General features: G+C 44.6%; 14 protein-coding genes and 1 tRNA gene. 11 read left to right on the top strand and 4 right to left on the bottom strand.

From position 1 onward, the window contains the following. The first annotated feature begins 202 nt into the window (after nucleotides 1–202). Nucleotides 203–1,282, top strand: a complete 1,080-nt coding sequence (locus RLN88_RS16455) for a chorismate mutase (RefSeq protein ID WP_350222510.1) — start codon at nucleotides 203–205, stop codon at nucleotides 1,280–1,282. A 37-nt stretch (nucleotides 1,283–1,319) separates the two neighbouring features. After that, complete coding sequence (locus RLN88_RS16450; protein ID WP_350222509.1) at nucleotides 1,320–2,285, top strand: polyprenyl synthetase family protein; 966 nt, start codon at nucleotides 1,320–1,322, stop codon at nucleotides 2,283–2,285. Here the strand turns inward: RLN88_RS16450 and RLN88_RS16445 are convergent, their stop codons facing one another. After that, on the bottom strand, nucleotides 2,286–2,573 hold the full coding sequence (locus tag RLN88_RS16445; RefSeq protein ID WP_350222508.1) for an ankyrin repeat domain-containing protein: 288 nt from the start codon (nucleotides 2,571–2,573) through the stop codon (nucleotides 2,286–2,288). It abuts the gene before it with no gap. A 61-nt stretch (nucleotides 2,574–2,634) separates the two neighbouring features. Between RLN88_RS16445 and yaaA the strand changes: the two genes are divergently transcribed. The 3 genes from yaaA (at nucleotide 2,635) to RLN88_RS16430 (ending at nucleotide 5,910) form a co-directional block, all read left to right on the top strand. Beyond that, nucleotides 2,635–3,405: a peroxide stress protein YaaA gene (gene yaaA, locus RLN88_RS16440; protein WP_350222507.1), complete on the top strand. Its 771-nt coding sequence runs from the start codon at nucleotides 2,635–2,637 to the stop codon at nucleotides 3,403–3,405. A 100-nt stretch (nucleotides 3,406–3,505) separates the two neighbouring features. Then, nucleotides 3,506–4,357 carry a helix-turn-helix domain-containing protein gene (locus tag RLN88_RS16435; RefSeq protein ID WP_350222506.1) on the top strand — a complete coding sequence of 284 codons (852 nt, stop codon included), beginning with the start codon at nucleotides 3,506–3,508 and terminating at the stop codon, nucleotides 4,355–4,357. Between the two features lie 86 nt (nucleotides 4,358–4,443). Continuing rightward, nucleotides 4,444–5,910, top strand: coding sequence for an alpha/beta fold hydrolase (locus tag RLN88_RS16430; RefSeq protein WP_350222505.1), 1,467 nt, complete (start codon nucleotides 4,444–4,446; stop codon nucleotides 5,908–5,910). Nucleotides 5,911–6,062: 152 nt separating this feature from the next. Here RLN88_RS16430 and RLN88_RS16425 read toward each other — a convergent pair. Next, nucleotides 6,063–6,137, bottom strand: a tRNA-Pro gene (locus RLN88_RS16425). 20 nt (nucleotides 6,138–6,157) lie between these two features. After that, nucleotides 6,158–7,096 carry a CPBP family intramembrane glutamic endopeptidase gene (locus RLN88_RS16420; protein ID WP_350222504.1) on the bottom strand — a complete coding sequence of 313 codons (939 nt, stop codon included), beginning with the start codon at nucleotides 7,094–7,096 and terminating at the stop codon, nucleotides 6,158–6,160. A 63-nt stretch (nucleotides 7,097–7,159) separates the two neighbouring features. On the opposite strand from RLN88_RS16420, the gene RLN88_RS16415 reads away from it, so the two are divergent. From RLN88_RS16415 to RLN88_RS16395, 5 genes are all read left to right on the top strand, one after another. Beyond that, complete coding sequence (locus RLN88_RS16415; RefSeq protein WP_350222503.1) at nucleotides 7,160–7,921, top strand: NRDE family protein; 762 nt, start codon at nucleotides 7,160–7,162, stop codon at nucleotides 7,919–7,921. Between the two features lie 55 nt (nucleotides 7,922–7,976). Continuing rightward, nucleotides 7,977–9,176 (top strand): Nramp family divalent metal transporter, encoded by a 1,200-nt coding sequence (locus tag RLN88_RS16410; RefSeq protein ID WP_350222502.1) that lies wholly within the window; start codon nucleotides 7,977–7,979, stop codon nucleotides 9,174–9,176. Between the two features lie 118 nt (nucleotides 9,177–9,294). Further along, a complete protein-coding gene (pxpA, locus tag RLN88_RS16405; protein WP_350222501.1) occupies nucleotides 9,295–10,032 on the top strand; it encodes a 5-oxoprolinase subunit PxpA in 738 nt (245 codons plus the stop codon). Next, nucleotides 9,998–10,687: a 5-oxoprolinase subunit B family protein gene (locus RLN88_RS16400; protein WP_350222500.1), complete on the top strand. Its 690-nt coding sequence runs from the start codon at nucleotides 9,998–10,000 to the stop codon at nucleotides 10,685–10,687. The genes pxpA and RLN88_RS16400 overlap by 35 nt, the downstream gene beginning before the upstream one ends. Continuing rightward, nucleotides 10,675–11,505, top strand: coding sequence for a 5-oxoprolinase subunit C family protein (locus RLN88_RS16395; RefSeq protein ID WP_350222499.1), 831 nt, complete (start codon nucleotides 10,675–10,677; stop codon nucleotides 11,503–11,505). The genes RLN88_RS16400 and RLN88_RS16395 overlap by 13 nt, the downstream gene beginning before the upstream one ends. Before the next feature lie 12 nt (nucleotides 11,506–11,517). On the opposite strand, the gene RLN88_RS16390 is transcribed toward RLN88_RS16395, so the two are convergent. Then, entirely contained in the window at nucleotides 11,518–11,892 is a 375-nt protein-coding gene (locus tag RLN88_RS16390; RefSeq protein ID WP_350222498.1) for a hypothetical protein, read from the bottom strand. A 276-nt stretch (nucleotides 11,893–12,168) separates the two neighbouring features. On the opposite strand from RLN88_RS16390, the gene RLN88_RS16385 reads away from it, so the two are divergent. Next, the gene (locus tag RLN88_RS16385; RefSeq protein WP_350222497.1) at nucleotides 12,169–16,314 is read left to right on the top strand and encodes a type IIG restriction enzyme/methyltransferase; all 4,146 of its coding nucleotides are present in this window, start codon (nucleotides 12,169–12,171) and stop codon (nucleotides 16,312–16,314) included. The last annotated feature ends 23 nt before the right edge of the window (nucleotides 16,315–16,337 follow it).

Genomic DNA, 16,337 nt, shown 5'->3' with positions numbered 1-16,337 from the left:
ACGAGCCAGACCCGATATCTAACACCCATTATTACACCCACCCTTACATTTGCATCACGATATTTATATTTATATTTATATTTATATTTATATTTATATTTATATTTATATTTATGCAAATGTAACGATTGGTGTAATAATGGTTATTAAATATCAGGAATTGCTCGTCATTCTTCTTTGATTGGTACTTTTGACTCAGGATATGTTTGACACTTTAACAAAGGGGAAAAAACCTGTAATCATCTCCGGTCCCTGCAGTGCGGAATCGGAGGAGCAGGTCATTGCTACCTGCATGGCTATTGCCAAGACGGGCAAAGTAGATATGTTACGAGCCGGTATCTGGAAGCCTCGCACACGACCCAATACCTTTGAAGGAGTGGGCGCTCCCGGTCTCAAGTGGCTAAAGGAAGCCGGAAGGCGAACAAACTTACCGGTAGCGGTGGAGGTGGCCAATACCAAACATGTGGAGGAAGCCCTCAAATCCGAAATTGATGTGCTATGGGTTGGGGCACGAACTACCGTTAACCCATTTTCTGTACAGGAAATTGCAGATGCTTTGAGAGGTACTTCGATCCCGGTCATGATTAAAAATCCGCTGAATGCTGATGAAGATTTATGGTCAGGGGCGCTAGAGCGCATGATTCATGTAGGGCTAACCGATCTTGCGCTCATTCATAGAGGGTTTGCACAGTATGGCAAGAGCGTATATCGAAACGAACCCAAGTGGCAGATTCCGCTGGAAATGAAGAGACGGTTTCCCACCGTGCCAATGATCTGTGACCCCAGCCATATCACAGGAAAACGAGAGAATATTGCAGCAATTTCCCAGCAGGCATTGGATATGGATTTTGACGGGCTCATGATCGAGTCGCACATTACGCCCGATCAGGCCCTCAGCGATGCGGCTCAGCAAGTGACACCCCAGGCCTTAAAAGAGATCATCGACAGCTTAATTGTTCGGTCATCTTCTGTGCTGGATGAGGCTTTGCTAGACAAGCTGGAAGCTTTGCGAAAGCAGATGGATATCATCGATGATGATTTGGTAAAACTACTAGGTGAGCGGATGAAAGTGGCCGAGGAGATCGGATTAGTGAAGAAGGAAAAGGGACTAACCATTTTGCAGGTAAAGAGGTGGGAGGAAATCATCGAACGTGTTACGAAACTTGGGGGCTTTCAGGGCCTGTCCGAAAATTTTTTGCATCGATACCTCAGTGCTATTCATCAGGAATCTATTGATCATCAAAATGAGGTGATGAACCGAACGGAGTTAGAAGAAGAATAAAACAACTAAATGTATTTGTGGTTTTATCTTGCAGCCAATGAAAGACCTGTTCGAAAAAATCGAATCATCCCTCGCTGGGCTGCCACTCGGGGATAGTCCCCAAAACCTGTACGACCCGATCCGCTACATTCTTTCATTGGGAGGAAAGCGGCTGAGACCCATGCTGGTTTTGTTGGGGTATGGATTGAAGAAGGACGATGCAACTTCCATTATTAATCCTGCTCTCACAGTGGAGATATTTCACAATTTCACACTTATGCATGACGACATCATGGACGAAGCACCCATCCGCAGAGGCAAGCCCACTGTGCATGAAAAGTGGAACAATACCGTGGCAATCCTGAGTGGCGACACCATGATGGTAAAAGCATATGATCAGCTACTGACCGGGCCACAGGAATCACTGTCCTCAGCCATTCGAAAGTTCAATAAATGCGCAGTGGAGGTATGCGAAGGACAGCAACTGGATATGAACTACGAGGAATTAGAGACGGTCACAGAAGCGCAATACATTGAAATGATCCGGCTAAAAACAGCTGTGCTTCTTGGGTTTAGCCTGGAATATGGAGGCTTGCTGGCAGGCATGAACGAGGTGGAATTGGTTAAGCTCCATGCCATTGGAGAAAAGGCGGGCATAGGGTTTCAGCTGATGGATGATCTGCTGGACGTATATGGCGACAAAGCAAAATTTGGCAAGCAAGTGGGTGGTGATATCGTGTCCAACAAGAAAACATACTTGCTGATAAAGGCACTGGAGTTGGCTAATGCAAGTCAGAGAAAAGAACTTAATAAATGGCTGTCTGCCCGGGAATTTGATATAAGTGATAAGGTGGAGGCGATTAAAAATATTTATGGTGAGCTTGGCATTTTTGAGCTGACTCAAGGGATGATGAATGAGTATTATGATGAAGCCTTTTCGCTGTTGGATGAGTTGGATGCGCGTGCTGAAGGAAAGCGGATGTTGGTGGATTTTTTCACTCGATTGATGAAGCGCGAGCGATAGTTACTTGAATTTCTTCAGGAGTTTGATCAGCTCGTTGTTTTGATTTTGCTTAGCCAGCTTCAGGGGAGACTCCCCCAGCTGAGATTGGAATGTTGGACTTGCACCTTTTTCCAGAAGCAATACAACTAGTTCAAAATAATCAAAGCGCACGGCTTCAATTAGTGGGGTAGTCATCATCTCTGGATGAGCATAGTTTAGGTCAACTTCAGATGATAAGTAGTACTCCACCTCTTGTCGATTGTTATCGATAATTGCCTGAATAAACCCTTTCCAATCTCCTGATGTCATGAGCGCAATTTAGTTGAGAACCAATAGCTTTAGTTTTGTTGAATAAGCAAAGGAAGTAAAAATGATTGCAGTAGTATCTCCGGCGAAAAGCCTTGATTTTGAAACCCCCTATGATGTGAAGCCCACCAAGCCTCGCCTGCTTGAATGCACCAAAGAGCTCATATCAGTGCTAAGAAAAAAATCACCAGATGAGGTAAAAGAGCTGATGAGCATCAGTGATAATCTAGCTGAGCTCAATGCGAATCGCTATCAGGAATTTGAAATTGAGCATACGAAAAGAAATGCCAAACCTTCTGTGCTTGCTTTTCAGGGAGATGTGTATCAGGGACTAAAAGCAGAAACCTTTGACCAAAAAAGATTCGATTTTGCTCAAAAGCATTTCCGAATCTTGTCGGGACTTTATGGGCTACTACGTCCGCTGGACTTGATCCAGCCCTATCGTCTGGAGATGGGAACGAGACTGGCATTTGATGATTATAACACGTTATATCAATATTGGGACGACAAAATTTTGAATTTGCTGCTGGAGGATCTCAAGACCCAGGGTGATGATATCATCGTCAATCTTGCCTCGGTGGAGTACTTTAAATCAGTGAGTAAAAAAAATGTGCCGGCCCGCATCATAGACGTGGAATTCAAAGACTTTAAAAACGGAAAGTACAAGATCGTTTCCTTCTATGCTAAAAAAGCCAGAGGTCTGATGTCCAGATACTTTATCGAAAACCAGATCAAAAATCCTTCAGACCTGAGGGGTTTTGACTATGAAGGGTACTACTTTGATGAAGCCGCTTCTACTGAAAGCAAGTTGGCATTTAAGAGAGAGGGTAGTTAAATCCTCCTTAACCATGCAACCTTATAAGTGGGACAAAGTCTTTTAGGAATCTAACCTTTGGTCTAATTAACTTTAGAATCTTACGGTAGATACTTAATCAATGAAAAAAGCAGGCAATACTAGACTCTCCGCACTAAATAGAATTTCTTTTGGCAAAGCCCTTTTAATATTTTTTTTACTAGGCCTTATATTTTTTCTTCTTTCCGAAGGAATCTCCTCGGCAAAAGACACAGGAGATCAAAATATTGAGCTGGTTGAAAAAATAGTAATTACCAAGACAAAAGTGGCTAGTGAAGCTTTTTCCAGTTCTTCAATAAAAGAGTCCATTATTGATGGGGTATTTATTTTGGCTAGCCTGTTCTTTTTTCTTAAGTATTTTTCAGTCTTGGTCAGATGGATGTTCTCCAGGTCTTCAAGCAGCCAGCTAAATACCACAATCAAGCTGTACACACTGGTGTTTGTTCTTATACTAGCAGCAATTCCTGCTGCAAAAGGAGGTTACATCATGCCCCTTCAGATTACCGAGACAGTTATCTTATTGACGTTCTACACATTCTTGATCTACCGATCAATTGGAAACAGGCCTCTGTCATATAAGCATGTCGAATCATCCTATGATGAGAAGATTATTGATCGTCTTGAAAGATTAATGCATGGGGAAAAGATCTACAGGAATGATTCACTCAGGGCATCAGAAGTTGCAAAAATCCTTAGTGTGAGTCAGTCAGCCTTGTCTCGAAATATCAAAGCAAAGTATAACAAGTCATTTAATAAGCTCATTAATGAGTATAGAATCAAGGAGTCAAAAGTTTTACTTAAAGATCCGGCCTACGAAAATTTGTCTATTGAAGGGATAGGGTTTTCAGTTGGTTTCAATACACGATCATCTTTTTACAATGCATTTCTGGAATTGGAGGAAATTACACCCGGGCAATTCAAATTGAGGGATTAAATCTGTACAGATTTTAAACTTCATACATCAACTTAAGAAAATTGGACAGCATCGTTCTGAGATAATTGGAGCTTTGAAATAAAAAAATGAAGCGACTAATTTTCTCTTATCTACTACTATCAATGACTATTGATGGAGTCTCGCAAAAGCTCAATTTTACTACCGTTCCAATTACAATCCTTGATTCTATCTCCATTCAATTGGAAATTGGAGATTTTCCAGTACCGGAAAATCGCACCGATCCCAATAGCAGGCAAATCAATCTTAAGGTGGCTCGGATAAAGGCAAAGCAAGATTTAGGATATGCTCCTGTCATGTACCTTTCGGGTGGCCCAGGAGGCTCAGCCATTAATGACTTGCGTGTATCCCACGTGGCAAAAATGCTGATGAAGCTGAATCAAACCCATGATTTGATCCTGATGGATCAACGAGGTACGGGAAACTCCACTCCAAAAATGGTATGGTCTGCAACCCATGATTTTAGGATCGAACATCAGGACCTCACTAAAAACATTTTTTTGGATGAAAAATCGACCAGCAGGGTCCTTAAAGCATTTGCCTCAGAATCACTTAGATTTTTTAAGGAAGAAGGATTTGCCTTGGGCGGATATAATACGCTGGAATCGTCTCATGATATTAATGCGGTATGTGATGAGTTAAGCATTGATCAGATTCACCTTGTTGGGTTTAGCTACGGGACACATTTGACCTTATCTACCCTTAAATACTATCCACAGCTTATAAAATCTGCCGTTTGCATTGGTACAGAAGGTTTGAACAATACACTGAAGTTACCTGAGACATATAATGAGCAAATAAGGAAAATCTCCCTGCTGGCTAAGAGCGACCCAAAATGGAAAAATAAAGAGAGTTTCGAGGAGTTGCTCAGGCAGATTTACCTCAAGCTGACAACAACTCCGCTAAAGCTGGAAATCAAAAATGCCTATACGAATAAGATCGATACCATTCTATTTGGGGCGCATGGGTTGCAAATGGTTATCCGTGCAGACATAGGTGATCGGAATGACTTCATTTATCTGCCCAAAATGCTCGATGATTTGAATAACGGAGATTTAAGTCTGTTGAAGAGCTTTGTTACAAAGAGGTATAATCAATATCAGTTTGGGGTGCATGGAATGGCACTATCCATGAACCTTTCTTCTTGGGCATCTAAAGACAGACTAAAAATGATCAATAAGCAGATCGAGAAATCGATGTTGGGGAATTCAATGAATTTCATAGAAATGACACTTAGGGACCAATGGGAATACCAGGATCTTGGAGATGAGTATCGATCCGATTTCAATTGTGCAGTACCTACATTGTTTATTAGCGGTTCGTTGGATAGCAATACTACCCCTGAGCAAACGAAACAGGTAAGCAGAGGATTTAGTGACTTCAAGCACATAATTGTTGAGAATGCCGGTCATGAAAGCATGATACCCAATGATGAGGTTGTAGACGCATTATCCGCATTTATAGATAGTGGCAATGTGCCAATACGGAGAATATCCACAAGTATACCGGTGTTCATAGCTCCCAAAATGGAGTAGAGTTTCACCTGCCTGAACAGCCACACGGGGCTTTTCAGGTTCCATTTTCAATTTATGGATAACTGGATCGATGGGAGTGGCGTCCACCCAGGTGCCTCCCTTGTTTTAGTAAACACAAAACCCCCATCTGGCAAAGAGAAGGGGGTCATAAGTCGGGATGACTGGATTCGAACCAGCGGCCCCCACTACCCTAAAGTGGTGCGCTAACCGAGCTGCGCTACATCCCGAACGAGCTCAAATTTAATCCTTAATTCTGCAGCCATCCAAACAATTCCATCAGCCATGCCACCCCCAGGTGAATGAATATCCCTCCCCAGATATTGCGGCTGTAGTATGAGATGATACCAAGCAGATAGCCACCAAATAACGAACTGATGGTTTCGCCCAGCGGCTTTCCAAAATGAAGAAACGCATACGTGACGATCATTGGGAGCACCGCATACCCACCCAGTGTTCTCGCAAAAGCAAAAATCAAAAACCCCCGAAAGATCAGCTCCACAGAAATGAAATTGCTCCCGTAGCACAATTCGTAAATCACCATCAGCAGGTAGCTTGAAACATCCGGGTTTTCTCGCCGGTATAGTGCTGCACCAGATCCTTTGAAGCGAGGATAGAAATCCTGTATTTCACCTAAAAATGATCCGATACCCAGAAAAACGGCCGCAACCCCGAGCAGTATCAGGTAGGGTTTAGCATCAAATTTCTCCCACCTGAGCCCGTAAAAATTAGGCTTCTCATCCCGCTCCAGAAGTGGGTACATTATAAGCATTGGAACCACCACCAGAATTAAACTGGAAGCCCAGTGCACACACCGGATCACAAAATGGTACTCCATTTTGGGTAGCACCTTAAACCATTCGTCAAACCCATAAAAAGACCGATCAAGTGCCAGCAGGCCAAATCCGATCAGGAACTTGATCCAATAATTTTTGCTTGTGAGCCACTCGCGTTTTTTCCCGAAAGCATAAAGGATCAGGCAGACAATAAAGAAAGGCCCTCCGTGAAACAGGAACATCCACAGCCACTTGATGGGTCGCCCATTGTAGGAATCGATCACACCATCTTCAAAATCAAAGCGATAATTGAGCGCAATGCAAACGACCGTGAAGAGCAGGATAGCCCCGTATAGTTTCCAATCAAAAAATTCACGCTGATAGTCTTTTACATATTGAAGAACTTTCCTCATTTGGTCTGGATAATGGTATTGAAAACCTAAATTAGATGATTCAATACAAAGCGCTACTTTTTCATGTGCCTCATCACTTTTGCCTACAATGCACATCCCGATTATAAATTCATCCTTGCAGGAAACCGGGATGAATTTTACTCCCGTCCCACAGCCGTGGCGCACTGGTGGCATGATCATCAGCATATTTTTGGTGGAAGAGACCTGCAGGCGCAGGGCACCTGGATGGCGATCAGCAAGGGTGGAAAATTTGCAGCTGTCACCAACTATCGGGACATCCGCAATATTCGTTCAGATGCAAACTCGCGCGGGGACTTACCAGTGAATTTTCTCCTCGGTGATGAGCAGCCTGAGAGCTACGCAAAAAGTGTACAGATGGCAGGGAAATCTTACAATGGGTTTAACCTGCTGGTGATGGACGATGAGCTAGTGCATGCAAGCAATTATGAAAGAGGTGTCAACAATCTGAAGCCAGGAATATACGGGCTGAGCAACGCCCTCCTGGACACCCCATGGCCAAAAGTGACTCGATCCAAACGGGCGTTTAGCGAATTTATCCAGACAGACTTTTCCCTGGATGACCTGATTGTGATGATGCAGGATGAAGGTACTGCCCCGGATGACCAGCTTCCTGAAACTGGTCTTGATTATACACGGGAGAAAGCACTATCCGCCATGTGCATCCGAACGCCGGACTATGGCACATGCTGCACTACCGCCATCACCATCGATTATGATGGGAAAGTCGAATTTATGGAAAAAAGTTATCCGGTTGGGGGCAGAAAGGATCAGATGGTTACCCAGTCATTCAAAATTGACGCATAGATGAATCCCGAGCATAGCCAAAAGCTGGAGCGAGCATGATTATGAAAAATAGAGAATGAAGTTTATTAAAAAATACTTCGGGCCCAGCACACTCGTCACTGCAGCTTTTATCGGCCCAGGCACACTCACCGTCTGCACCCTCAGTGGCGCCAATTTTGGGTATTCCTTGCTGTGGGTTTTGCTTTTTGCAACGATTGCAACGATCATCTTGCAGGAAATGACGGCTCGTCTTGGACTCATCACACAAGCGGGACTTGGTGAAGCACTCCGGTCTCAAATCGAAAACCCACTGGCCAAAGCATTGGCAATCGTTTTGGTTTTCACTGCAATCATTGTTGGGAATGCTGCCTATGAAGCAGGCAATATTTCAGGGGCAGTACTAGGCATTTCAGGCATCTTCGGTACTCCACTTCCCTGGGCTCTGCTGATCGGCCTGATATCCTTTGGAGTTTTGTTTATAGGGAAAGCAAAAATCATTGAGCGTGTTTTGATTGGTCTGGTAATAGTGATGAGTGCCGTGTTTCTGGTCACAGCATTGCTGGTTCAGCCGGATATGCTGGCCATTGCCAAAGGGCTTTTTATCCCCAGCCTCACCGACAAAAATCAACTGGCCGTCCTGGGGTTGATCGGAACCACGATCGTTCCATACAATCTATTCCTGCACGCATCATCTGTGAGCCAAAAGTGGAAATCAGCAAGTGACTTGCAAGATTTACAAAAGGAAAACGGAGTGGCCATAGGCTTGGGTGGGCTCATCTCCATGGCTATTGTCATCACAAGCGCGGCAACCATTTTTGGCAAGGGGGTCACCGGCATCAATGAAATGGCTATTCAATTAGAGCCCTTGCTCGGAAGCTGGGCGAAGTATTTTCTGGCTTTGGGTTTATTCGCTGCTGGCATCTCATCGGCCATTACTGCCCCATTGGCAGCAGCCTATACTGCACAGGGAATTTTCGGTTGGAAGTCCGACTTTCGGTCTATAAGGTTCAGAGCAATATGGGCATTGATTCTCGTTATTGGCACAGTCTTCTCCATGCTTGGCTACAAACCTATCGAGGTAATACAGGTGGCTCAGGCGGCAAACGGAATTCTGCTCCCGATTATCGTCTTCTTCCTCATATATCTATGCAATAAGGAGTCACTGCTTGGGACATACGTTAATAAGTCCTGGCAAAATGGATTGGCGATACTGGTAATTGCCGTTAGTCTCCTTGTGAGTTTCAGGAGCTTGAATAGTGTTTTTGGGTTTTTGTAGTATCAAATTGTAAGTCACCCTGAACTTGTTTCAGGGTCTATAAAGCTTATTCTGATGCCTATATGATGAAGATGCTAAAACAAGTTCAGCATGACCATCACTTTTTTTAAATTGAAGCATGCTAACCATCGACCTCAACGCAGACCTAGGCGAACACCCCGGCACCCAGCTGGATGCCCAAATCATGCCCTACCTTTCTTCCTGCAATGTGGCATGTGGGGGTCACATCGGGGATGAAGTCTCCATCAGAGATACTGTGCGACTGGCAAAGCAAAATGGAGTGGCCGTCGGGGCACATCCATCCTACCCCGACGTGAGAAATTTTGGACGAGAAATCTTGCCGATGCAGCCGGGAGATTTGGCGGCAAGCATTTCTGAGCAGATCAGTCTCGTAAAGAGGATTTGCGAAGAGGAAGAAGTGCAGCTCCATCATGTAAAGCCTCATGGTGCACTGTATAATCAGGCAGCTTCAGATCGCTTCATCTCAGAGCTATTTTTAAAAGTCATGAAAGAAGTAGCTCCGGGTGCGTTTTGGATGGGTCTTGCAAGCTCTATTTCAGAGGAAGTAGCCAGAGTCTCTGCTTTTCCATTCATTGCCGAGGGGTTTGCGGACCGGCAATATGAGGTGGATGGAACCCTCCGCTCCCGATCAAAAAGGGGAGCCGTGCTGAAACCGGCCGAGGTGCTTCTGCAAGTGGAGGAAATAGTGACCAATCACCGGGTGAATGCAAGCAGCTGGCTTCCGTTAAAAGTTCAATCCATCTGCCTGCACAGTGATACGGAAGGAGCTGTAACTTTAGCCAGGGAAATCAACGAGCATCTTGTCAGTAAAGGAATCCAAATCACTGCAGTTTAATCATCTCACCTGGAGAGTAAGTCTCCTCGGTGAGGAAGTCATACTGCTGGAGTGCGACAAAGGATCACCCATCGAGCTTATCCATGAAAGTACACTCCTCATCGAGCAGACCCTTGGAAGACACCTGAAAGATATTGTGCCCGCCTATCATTCTATCGCCATTTTCACTTCGCTTAAGCTTCAGGAAGTGATCACAAAATTGAATGGACTATCTGAAAGTGCCAGAGAACACTCACCTTCGGTGGAGGTGCTCGAATTGCCAATCTGCTATGAAGCAGGCCTGGACCTCCCACGGGTAACAGCCGAAACGGGGCTATCAGAAGACCAGGTCATTGAAAAGCATCTCGTTGGAACCTATCGATCATTGTTCATTGGGTTTACACCGGGCTTCATTTATGCTGATGGACTGGACATATCACTGGCTTGTCCCCGTTTGGATAAACCGAGAAATCAGGTTCTGTCAGGTTCTGTGGGAATCGCCGGAGAGCAGACGGGTATCTACTCACTGGCAAGCCCCGGAGGATGGAACATCATTGGCAGGACACCTGTGAAAATTTTTGATCCGGCAAAAAACCCACCCATGTTGATCCATGTGGGAGTGAGGTATCGCTTCTATCGAATCACACAAAAGGAATTCGAGTCATGGGAAAGTTGAGGGTGGTCAAAGCCGGACCGATGGCTTCCATACAGGATTTTGGGAGGTTTGGGTTTCGCCGATACGGGATACCACAGTCCGGGGCTATGGATCGGGACTTTATGATTGCAGCAAATAGGCAGGCAGGCAATCCTGAAAACTACCCTGTGATCGAGTTTGCTCTGGCTGGGATGGAATTGGAAGCACTTGAGGAAGCAGTGATTTCGGTGATTGGTGCAGCGCTCAAAGTCAACGGAGAGCATGTTGAAAAGGCCTGCAAGGTTTCTGCCGGTGACAGCTTAAAAATATCAGCACCGGGCTTTGTGTATGGGTATATGGGAATGGGCGGAAAATTGGCAGCCCAGGAAGATTTTGGCAGTATCTCAACCTACGAAAGAGCAGGATTTGGCGGGATAGCCGGGAGAAGGCTAAAGGCAGGAGATATGCTTATCGTAGATGGCGAATGCGGTGAAATGAGCCATGTGGACATTCCACAGCGAACTATCGTGGAGGTCGCTGAAATCCGGATCATGAAAGGCCCGGAGTGGGACTTGCTGAAAGAACTCCCTTCCCTGAAGACGTTTCAAGTAGATGCGACAAGCGATCGGATGGGGATCAGGCTCACCGGCGCAAAACTTGATTGTGACTATCAGGAAATTGCTTCCTCAGCTGTGATCCCCGGCACCATCCAGCTACCACCTGATGGCCAGCCTATCATCCTGATGAATGATTGCCAGACTACCGGTGGCTACCCCAGAATTGGGAAAGTGATGAATGAAGATTTGGGAAAACTGGCACAGGTGAGGCCGGGGAAGGCAATCAGGTTTAGACTTGTCTGACACGATTGGACTTCAGTCCTTGCCATCATTTACCAAATACTCAAGTGCCTTCTCTTTCGTATCAAACGGAACAATCCCTTTGGTTTTGCTGATGGCATTATAGCCTTTCAGCAGCACTTTTTTCATTCCGGTGACACCTATGGCGGCACTGGTGGTAGTCTTTTCTTTGTATACACGCATTCGTGCTGCTTTGGAGGCAGCCATGAATTCCCTGCTTCCCAGTGCTTCAGTCAGGTCGATAAACACTCGAATATGTCCTTCTGGTTGCGACAAGATGTAGTCAGCCAGCCGCTTGGCAGAGTCAATCATCAGCTCTTTCGATTGAAAATCTTCATAGCTAATCGTGATGACCTTCTTGCCTTGATATGTCACCTGATTGATAGGCATACTTTAAGATAGTAAAAAATGGCAAGTTTTGAATTTGTAAAATATCTTTGGAAAAATTTGGGACGTACACTTGGGAGGCTCCATAAACAGCTTCGGCCCTAATGTCCCAAATTTTAATCTTCACAAAAACCCCGAACCACTCATACAAGTGTACCCGGGGTTGCAGTCTCAAGTGACTAAAGCAAAATTAATAAGTCTTACCCCCAAGTGGGGGCTGGGGGGTGAATACTTCCCCATTCTTTTCTATCTTCAAGCGTTAATTACTAATCTCCGTCAATGTTCCAGCGCAAACTCGCCAACATACTAAACCCCGCCTACAAGAAAATACCTGTAGACAAAGCTGAAATGGACTTGTTTCATTCCAGTTTGAATAAGTACCTGGAGGCACTCAAAACAGACGAATCTGAGGAACACTACAAGGCGCCACTAAGAGACCTGCTCAATGATGTTTATTACAAAGATGAATTTGCCATAAATACCAAAGGTCGGGCAGATTTCGTCATCTTCAATGGTAAAACAGACCAGACCAGTGCTGGGGTGCTCGTTGAAACTAAAAAACCGAATAGTTCAGACATGGTGACCGAAAAGTCACTTGACAACCGTAGCATGCATGAACTTTTACTCTACTACATGCGGGAGCGGGTAGATCATGAAAACAATGAGCTGAAGCACCTAATCATTACAGACTTTTATCAGTGGTATATCTTCGATGCTGCTGATTTTTACAACCTTATCTACCAAAACACAGCATTCAGGAAGAAATACAAGGAATGGAATACGGGGCAAACTGATAGCGAAAAGACCAACAGCTTCTACAAAGACATAGCCAGTCCTTTCATCAGAGAGATACAAGCAGAGCTACCTTTCGTACATTTCGACATTCGCGACAACTTAAAGGCCAGCGAGCGAAAACAAGTAAACCTTTACAAACTGCTATCACCAGAGCATCTACTGAAGAAGCCATTTGCCGACGATAGCAATAGACTCAATCGTGCCTTTTACAATGAGCTTCTCCACCTCATTGGTTTGGAAGAAGAAGGCAAAAGCAAGAAGGTCATCAACCGAAAGACTGAACACAATCGGAACGATGGTTCGTTGCTGGAAAATGCCATCCATGCCATTGAACGGGATGTGAACCTTACACGTATCGAAAACCTGCCACAGTATGGAACTACCAATGAAGAGCAGCGCTACCAGATCGCTCTTGAGCTAAGCATCACCTGGATCAACAGAATCTTGTTCCTCAAGCTACTGGAGGCGCAGCTGGTGAGCTACCATGATGGAGATGCCGAGTATAAGTTTCTAAGTAGTGATCGCATCCCCGACTGGGACGAACTGAATAAGCTCTTCTTTGATGTGCTGGCCGTGCAGGCGGAAAACCGTCACTCCAGCGTAAAGAATACATACGCCAAAGTGCCCTACCTCAATAGCTCCCTCTTTGAACGAACGGAGCTGGAAGAGCAGACCATCCTCATTTCCAACCTGGACAATACCTCACTCCCACTTAGGCCCGGTAGCGTCCTTGGGAAGGGAAAGGATGCTCCAAAAACACTGACCTATCTCTTCCGCTTTCTGGATGCGTATGATTTCTCCTCGGAAGGTAAAGAGCAGGTAATCCGCGAGAAGAAAAGCCTGATCAACGCCTCGGTGCTGGGACTGATCTTCGAAAAGATCAATGGGTACAAGGATGGCTCCTTCTTCACTCCCGGCTTCATCACCATGTACATGTGCCGGGAGACACTCCGCAGAGCTGTAGTTCAGAAGTTTAATGAAACGAAAGGCTGGAAGTGTGAAACTCTGGAAGATCTCTATGACAAAATCGAAGATCGTAAAGAAGCCAATGACATCATCAATTCCCTGCATGTGATAGACCCGGCCGTGGGTTCAGGACACTTCCTGGTCTCAGCGCTCAATGAACTGATCGTGATCAAGCATGAGCTGAAGATTTTGCAAGATCGTGATGGCAAAAGATTAAAGGAGTACCAGATCACCATTGAGAATGACGAGCTACATATTCAAGACGATGATGGTGACCTCTTTGAGTATAAGCCCGGCAATGCGGAGAGCCAGCGAGTGCAGGAAACGCTCTTTCATGAAAAGCAAACCCTGATTGAAAACTGTCTCTTTGGTGTCGACATCAATCCTAATTCAGTAAAGATTTGCCGCCTGAGGCTGTGGATAGAGCTGCTGAAGAATGCGTATTATCGGGAAAGCTCCCCTCCTTCAAAAGGAGGGGCTGGGGGTGGTTCAAGTAAAATCATGAACCTTCCTGAATTAAAATCATTTAGAAGGCAACTTCGATCCAATCTAACTCCTGCAGAGGCCACATTGTGGAAGATGCTCCAAAAAAGCCAACTGGATGGGAGAAAATTCAGGAGACAACACTCCGTTGGGAAATATATCCTTGATTTTTACTGCCCCTCTGAAAAGCTGGCCGTAGAGTTGGATGGAGATGGCCACTTAAGCCTCAGCCAGATGGAATACGATATGGAGCGTGATGCTTTTATCGAACAATTCGGTATAAAAGTCATCAGAATCGAAAACCATTGGGTATTTGATCAACCAGAGGCAGTATTGAAAGAAATAAGAAATGAATTTGGTTGGAGCGAAAAAATAACCACCCCGCCTACGGCACCCCTCCTTCAAAAGGAGGGGAGTGTGAGAGAACTAGAAACCCTCCCCAACATCGACATCAACATCAAAACAGGCAACTCCCTCATTAGCCGCTTTGGGCTGGACGAAGACCTGAGTGAGGTGTTTAAAAAGCAACAGTTTTCCATACAGACCTATCGGGATGCAGTAGCTGCCTACAAAGAGACGAACGACAAAACCGCCAAGGCAGAATTACAGACCTTCATAAAAAAGATCAAAGAGCAGTTTCGCAGCTCGGTGCTCAACCGGGACCCATTGGTAGGTAAGATTGCGAAAGTAAGAGGTCAAATTTCCTTGCTTGAAAACAATATTGATCTCTTTGGTGCTCAGTTGGACACCAAAAAGAAAGACCTGGAGATAGCCAGACTGAAAAAGCTGCTGGCCAAGCACGAGCAGGAGCGCGAAGACCAGCTAAACGACACCATCTACCAAAACGCCTTTGAGTGGCGGTTTGAATTTCCCGAGGTGCTGGACGACCAGGGCGACTATGTGGGCTTTGATGTGTGCATTGGGAATCCGCCGTATATCCGGCAGGAGGAACTTGGTGAGTTTAAGAGTTACCTACAGAACAGCTATAAAGTATTTACGGGTACAGCTGATATATTCTATTATTTCTATGAGGTTGGATATAAGGTGCTCAAGCAATCCGGTAGCTTTTGCTTCATAAATAACACCTTTGATAAAACTACGGCTGGTAAAAAGCTAAGATCATTTGTTAGAACAAAATTCAACCTCAAGCAATACATAGACTTTACATCAGTAGTTGTTTTCGATGAAGCCACCACTTACCCAATAATTATTGAAGCTCAGAAAGAAATCGTAGCAAGTTCATTATTCAAGTACTTTAGGGTCGAACCAAATCATTATGAAATTAAAGATGAGCTGTTCAATGAATCTTATTTTGGAATAGTTAACCAAAATACTCTCAGGACAGAAGGCTGGAGTTTCCTAAATCCAGTAGAAGCCGGGCTCATAAACAAACTTGAACAAAATAGGCGAGTAAGTGCAGAATATGGAAAATGTTATTACGGTATTAAAACAGGCTTCAATGAAGCTTTTATTATTGATGGAAATCAAAGACAAGAATTGATTGAAAATGATCCTGCCTCTGAAGAGTTGATCAAGCCATTTCTTGAAGGCAAAGACAAGTCCAAATGGAAGAGCCCTGAAAAAGACAAGTACATAATTTTTACTCGAAGAGGTACTGACATCAAAAAGTTTCCGGTAATTGAAAAGCATCTAGCAAAGTATAAGGAACGCCTTACTCCAAAAAAAAACAAAGAAGATACAGTAGGAAGAAAACCTGGACGGTATGAATGGTATGAAATTCAGGATTCAGTGGAGTATTTTGAGCTGTTTGAACAGCCGAAAATAATTTGGCCAAATCTTCAATCATCCAACAAGTTTTCTATTGATTTTGATGGAAGATATATAAACGCCCCTTCAGTCATTCTCCCATCATCAAACCTTTTCCTACTTGCAGTTATCAACTCCCACTTGGCTTGGTATTACCTAAAGTCTATCTGCGTTGTAAGAAGTGGGGGGTTCCTCGAAGTAAAACCTCAATACTTTGAGCAAATCCCCATTGCCACCCCATCAGATAAGCAGCGCAACCAAATCGAAACCCTCGTCACCCAAATCCTGGAAGCGAAGAAAAAAGACCCAAAGGCAGATACGAGTGAGCTGGAAGCCAAGATCGATCAGCTGGTGTATGCACTGTATGGGTTGAGTGAGGAGGAGATTGGGATTATAGAGGGGGCAATTAAATGAAAAATAGCCAAATGAAACACTTG

The sequence above is a fragment of the Ekhidna sp. genome (genome assembly GCF_040223195.1).
Taxonomy (GTDB): domain Bacteria; phylum Bacteroidota; class Bacteroidia; order Cytophagales; family Cyclobacteriaceae; genus Ekhidna.
This window is presented reverse-complemented; position numbering and strand designations above follow the sequence as displayed.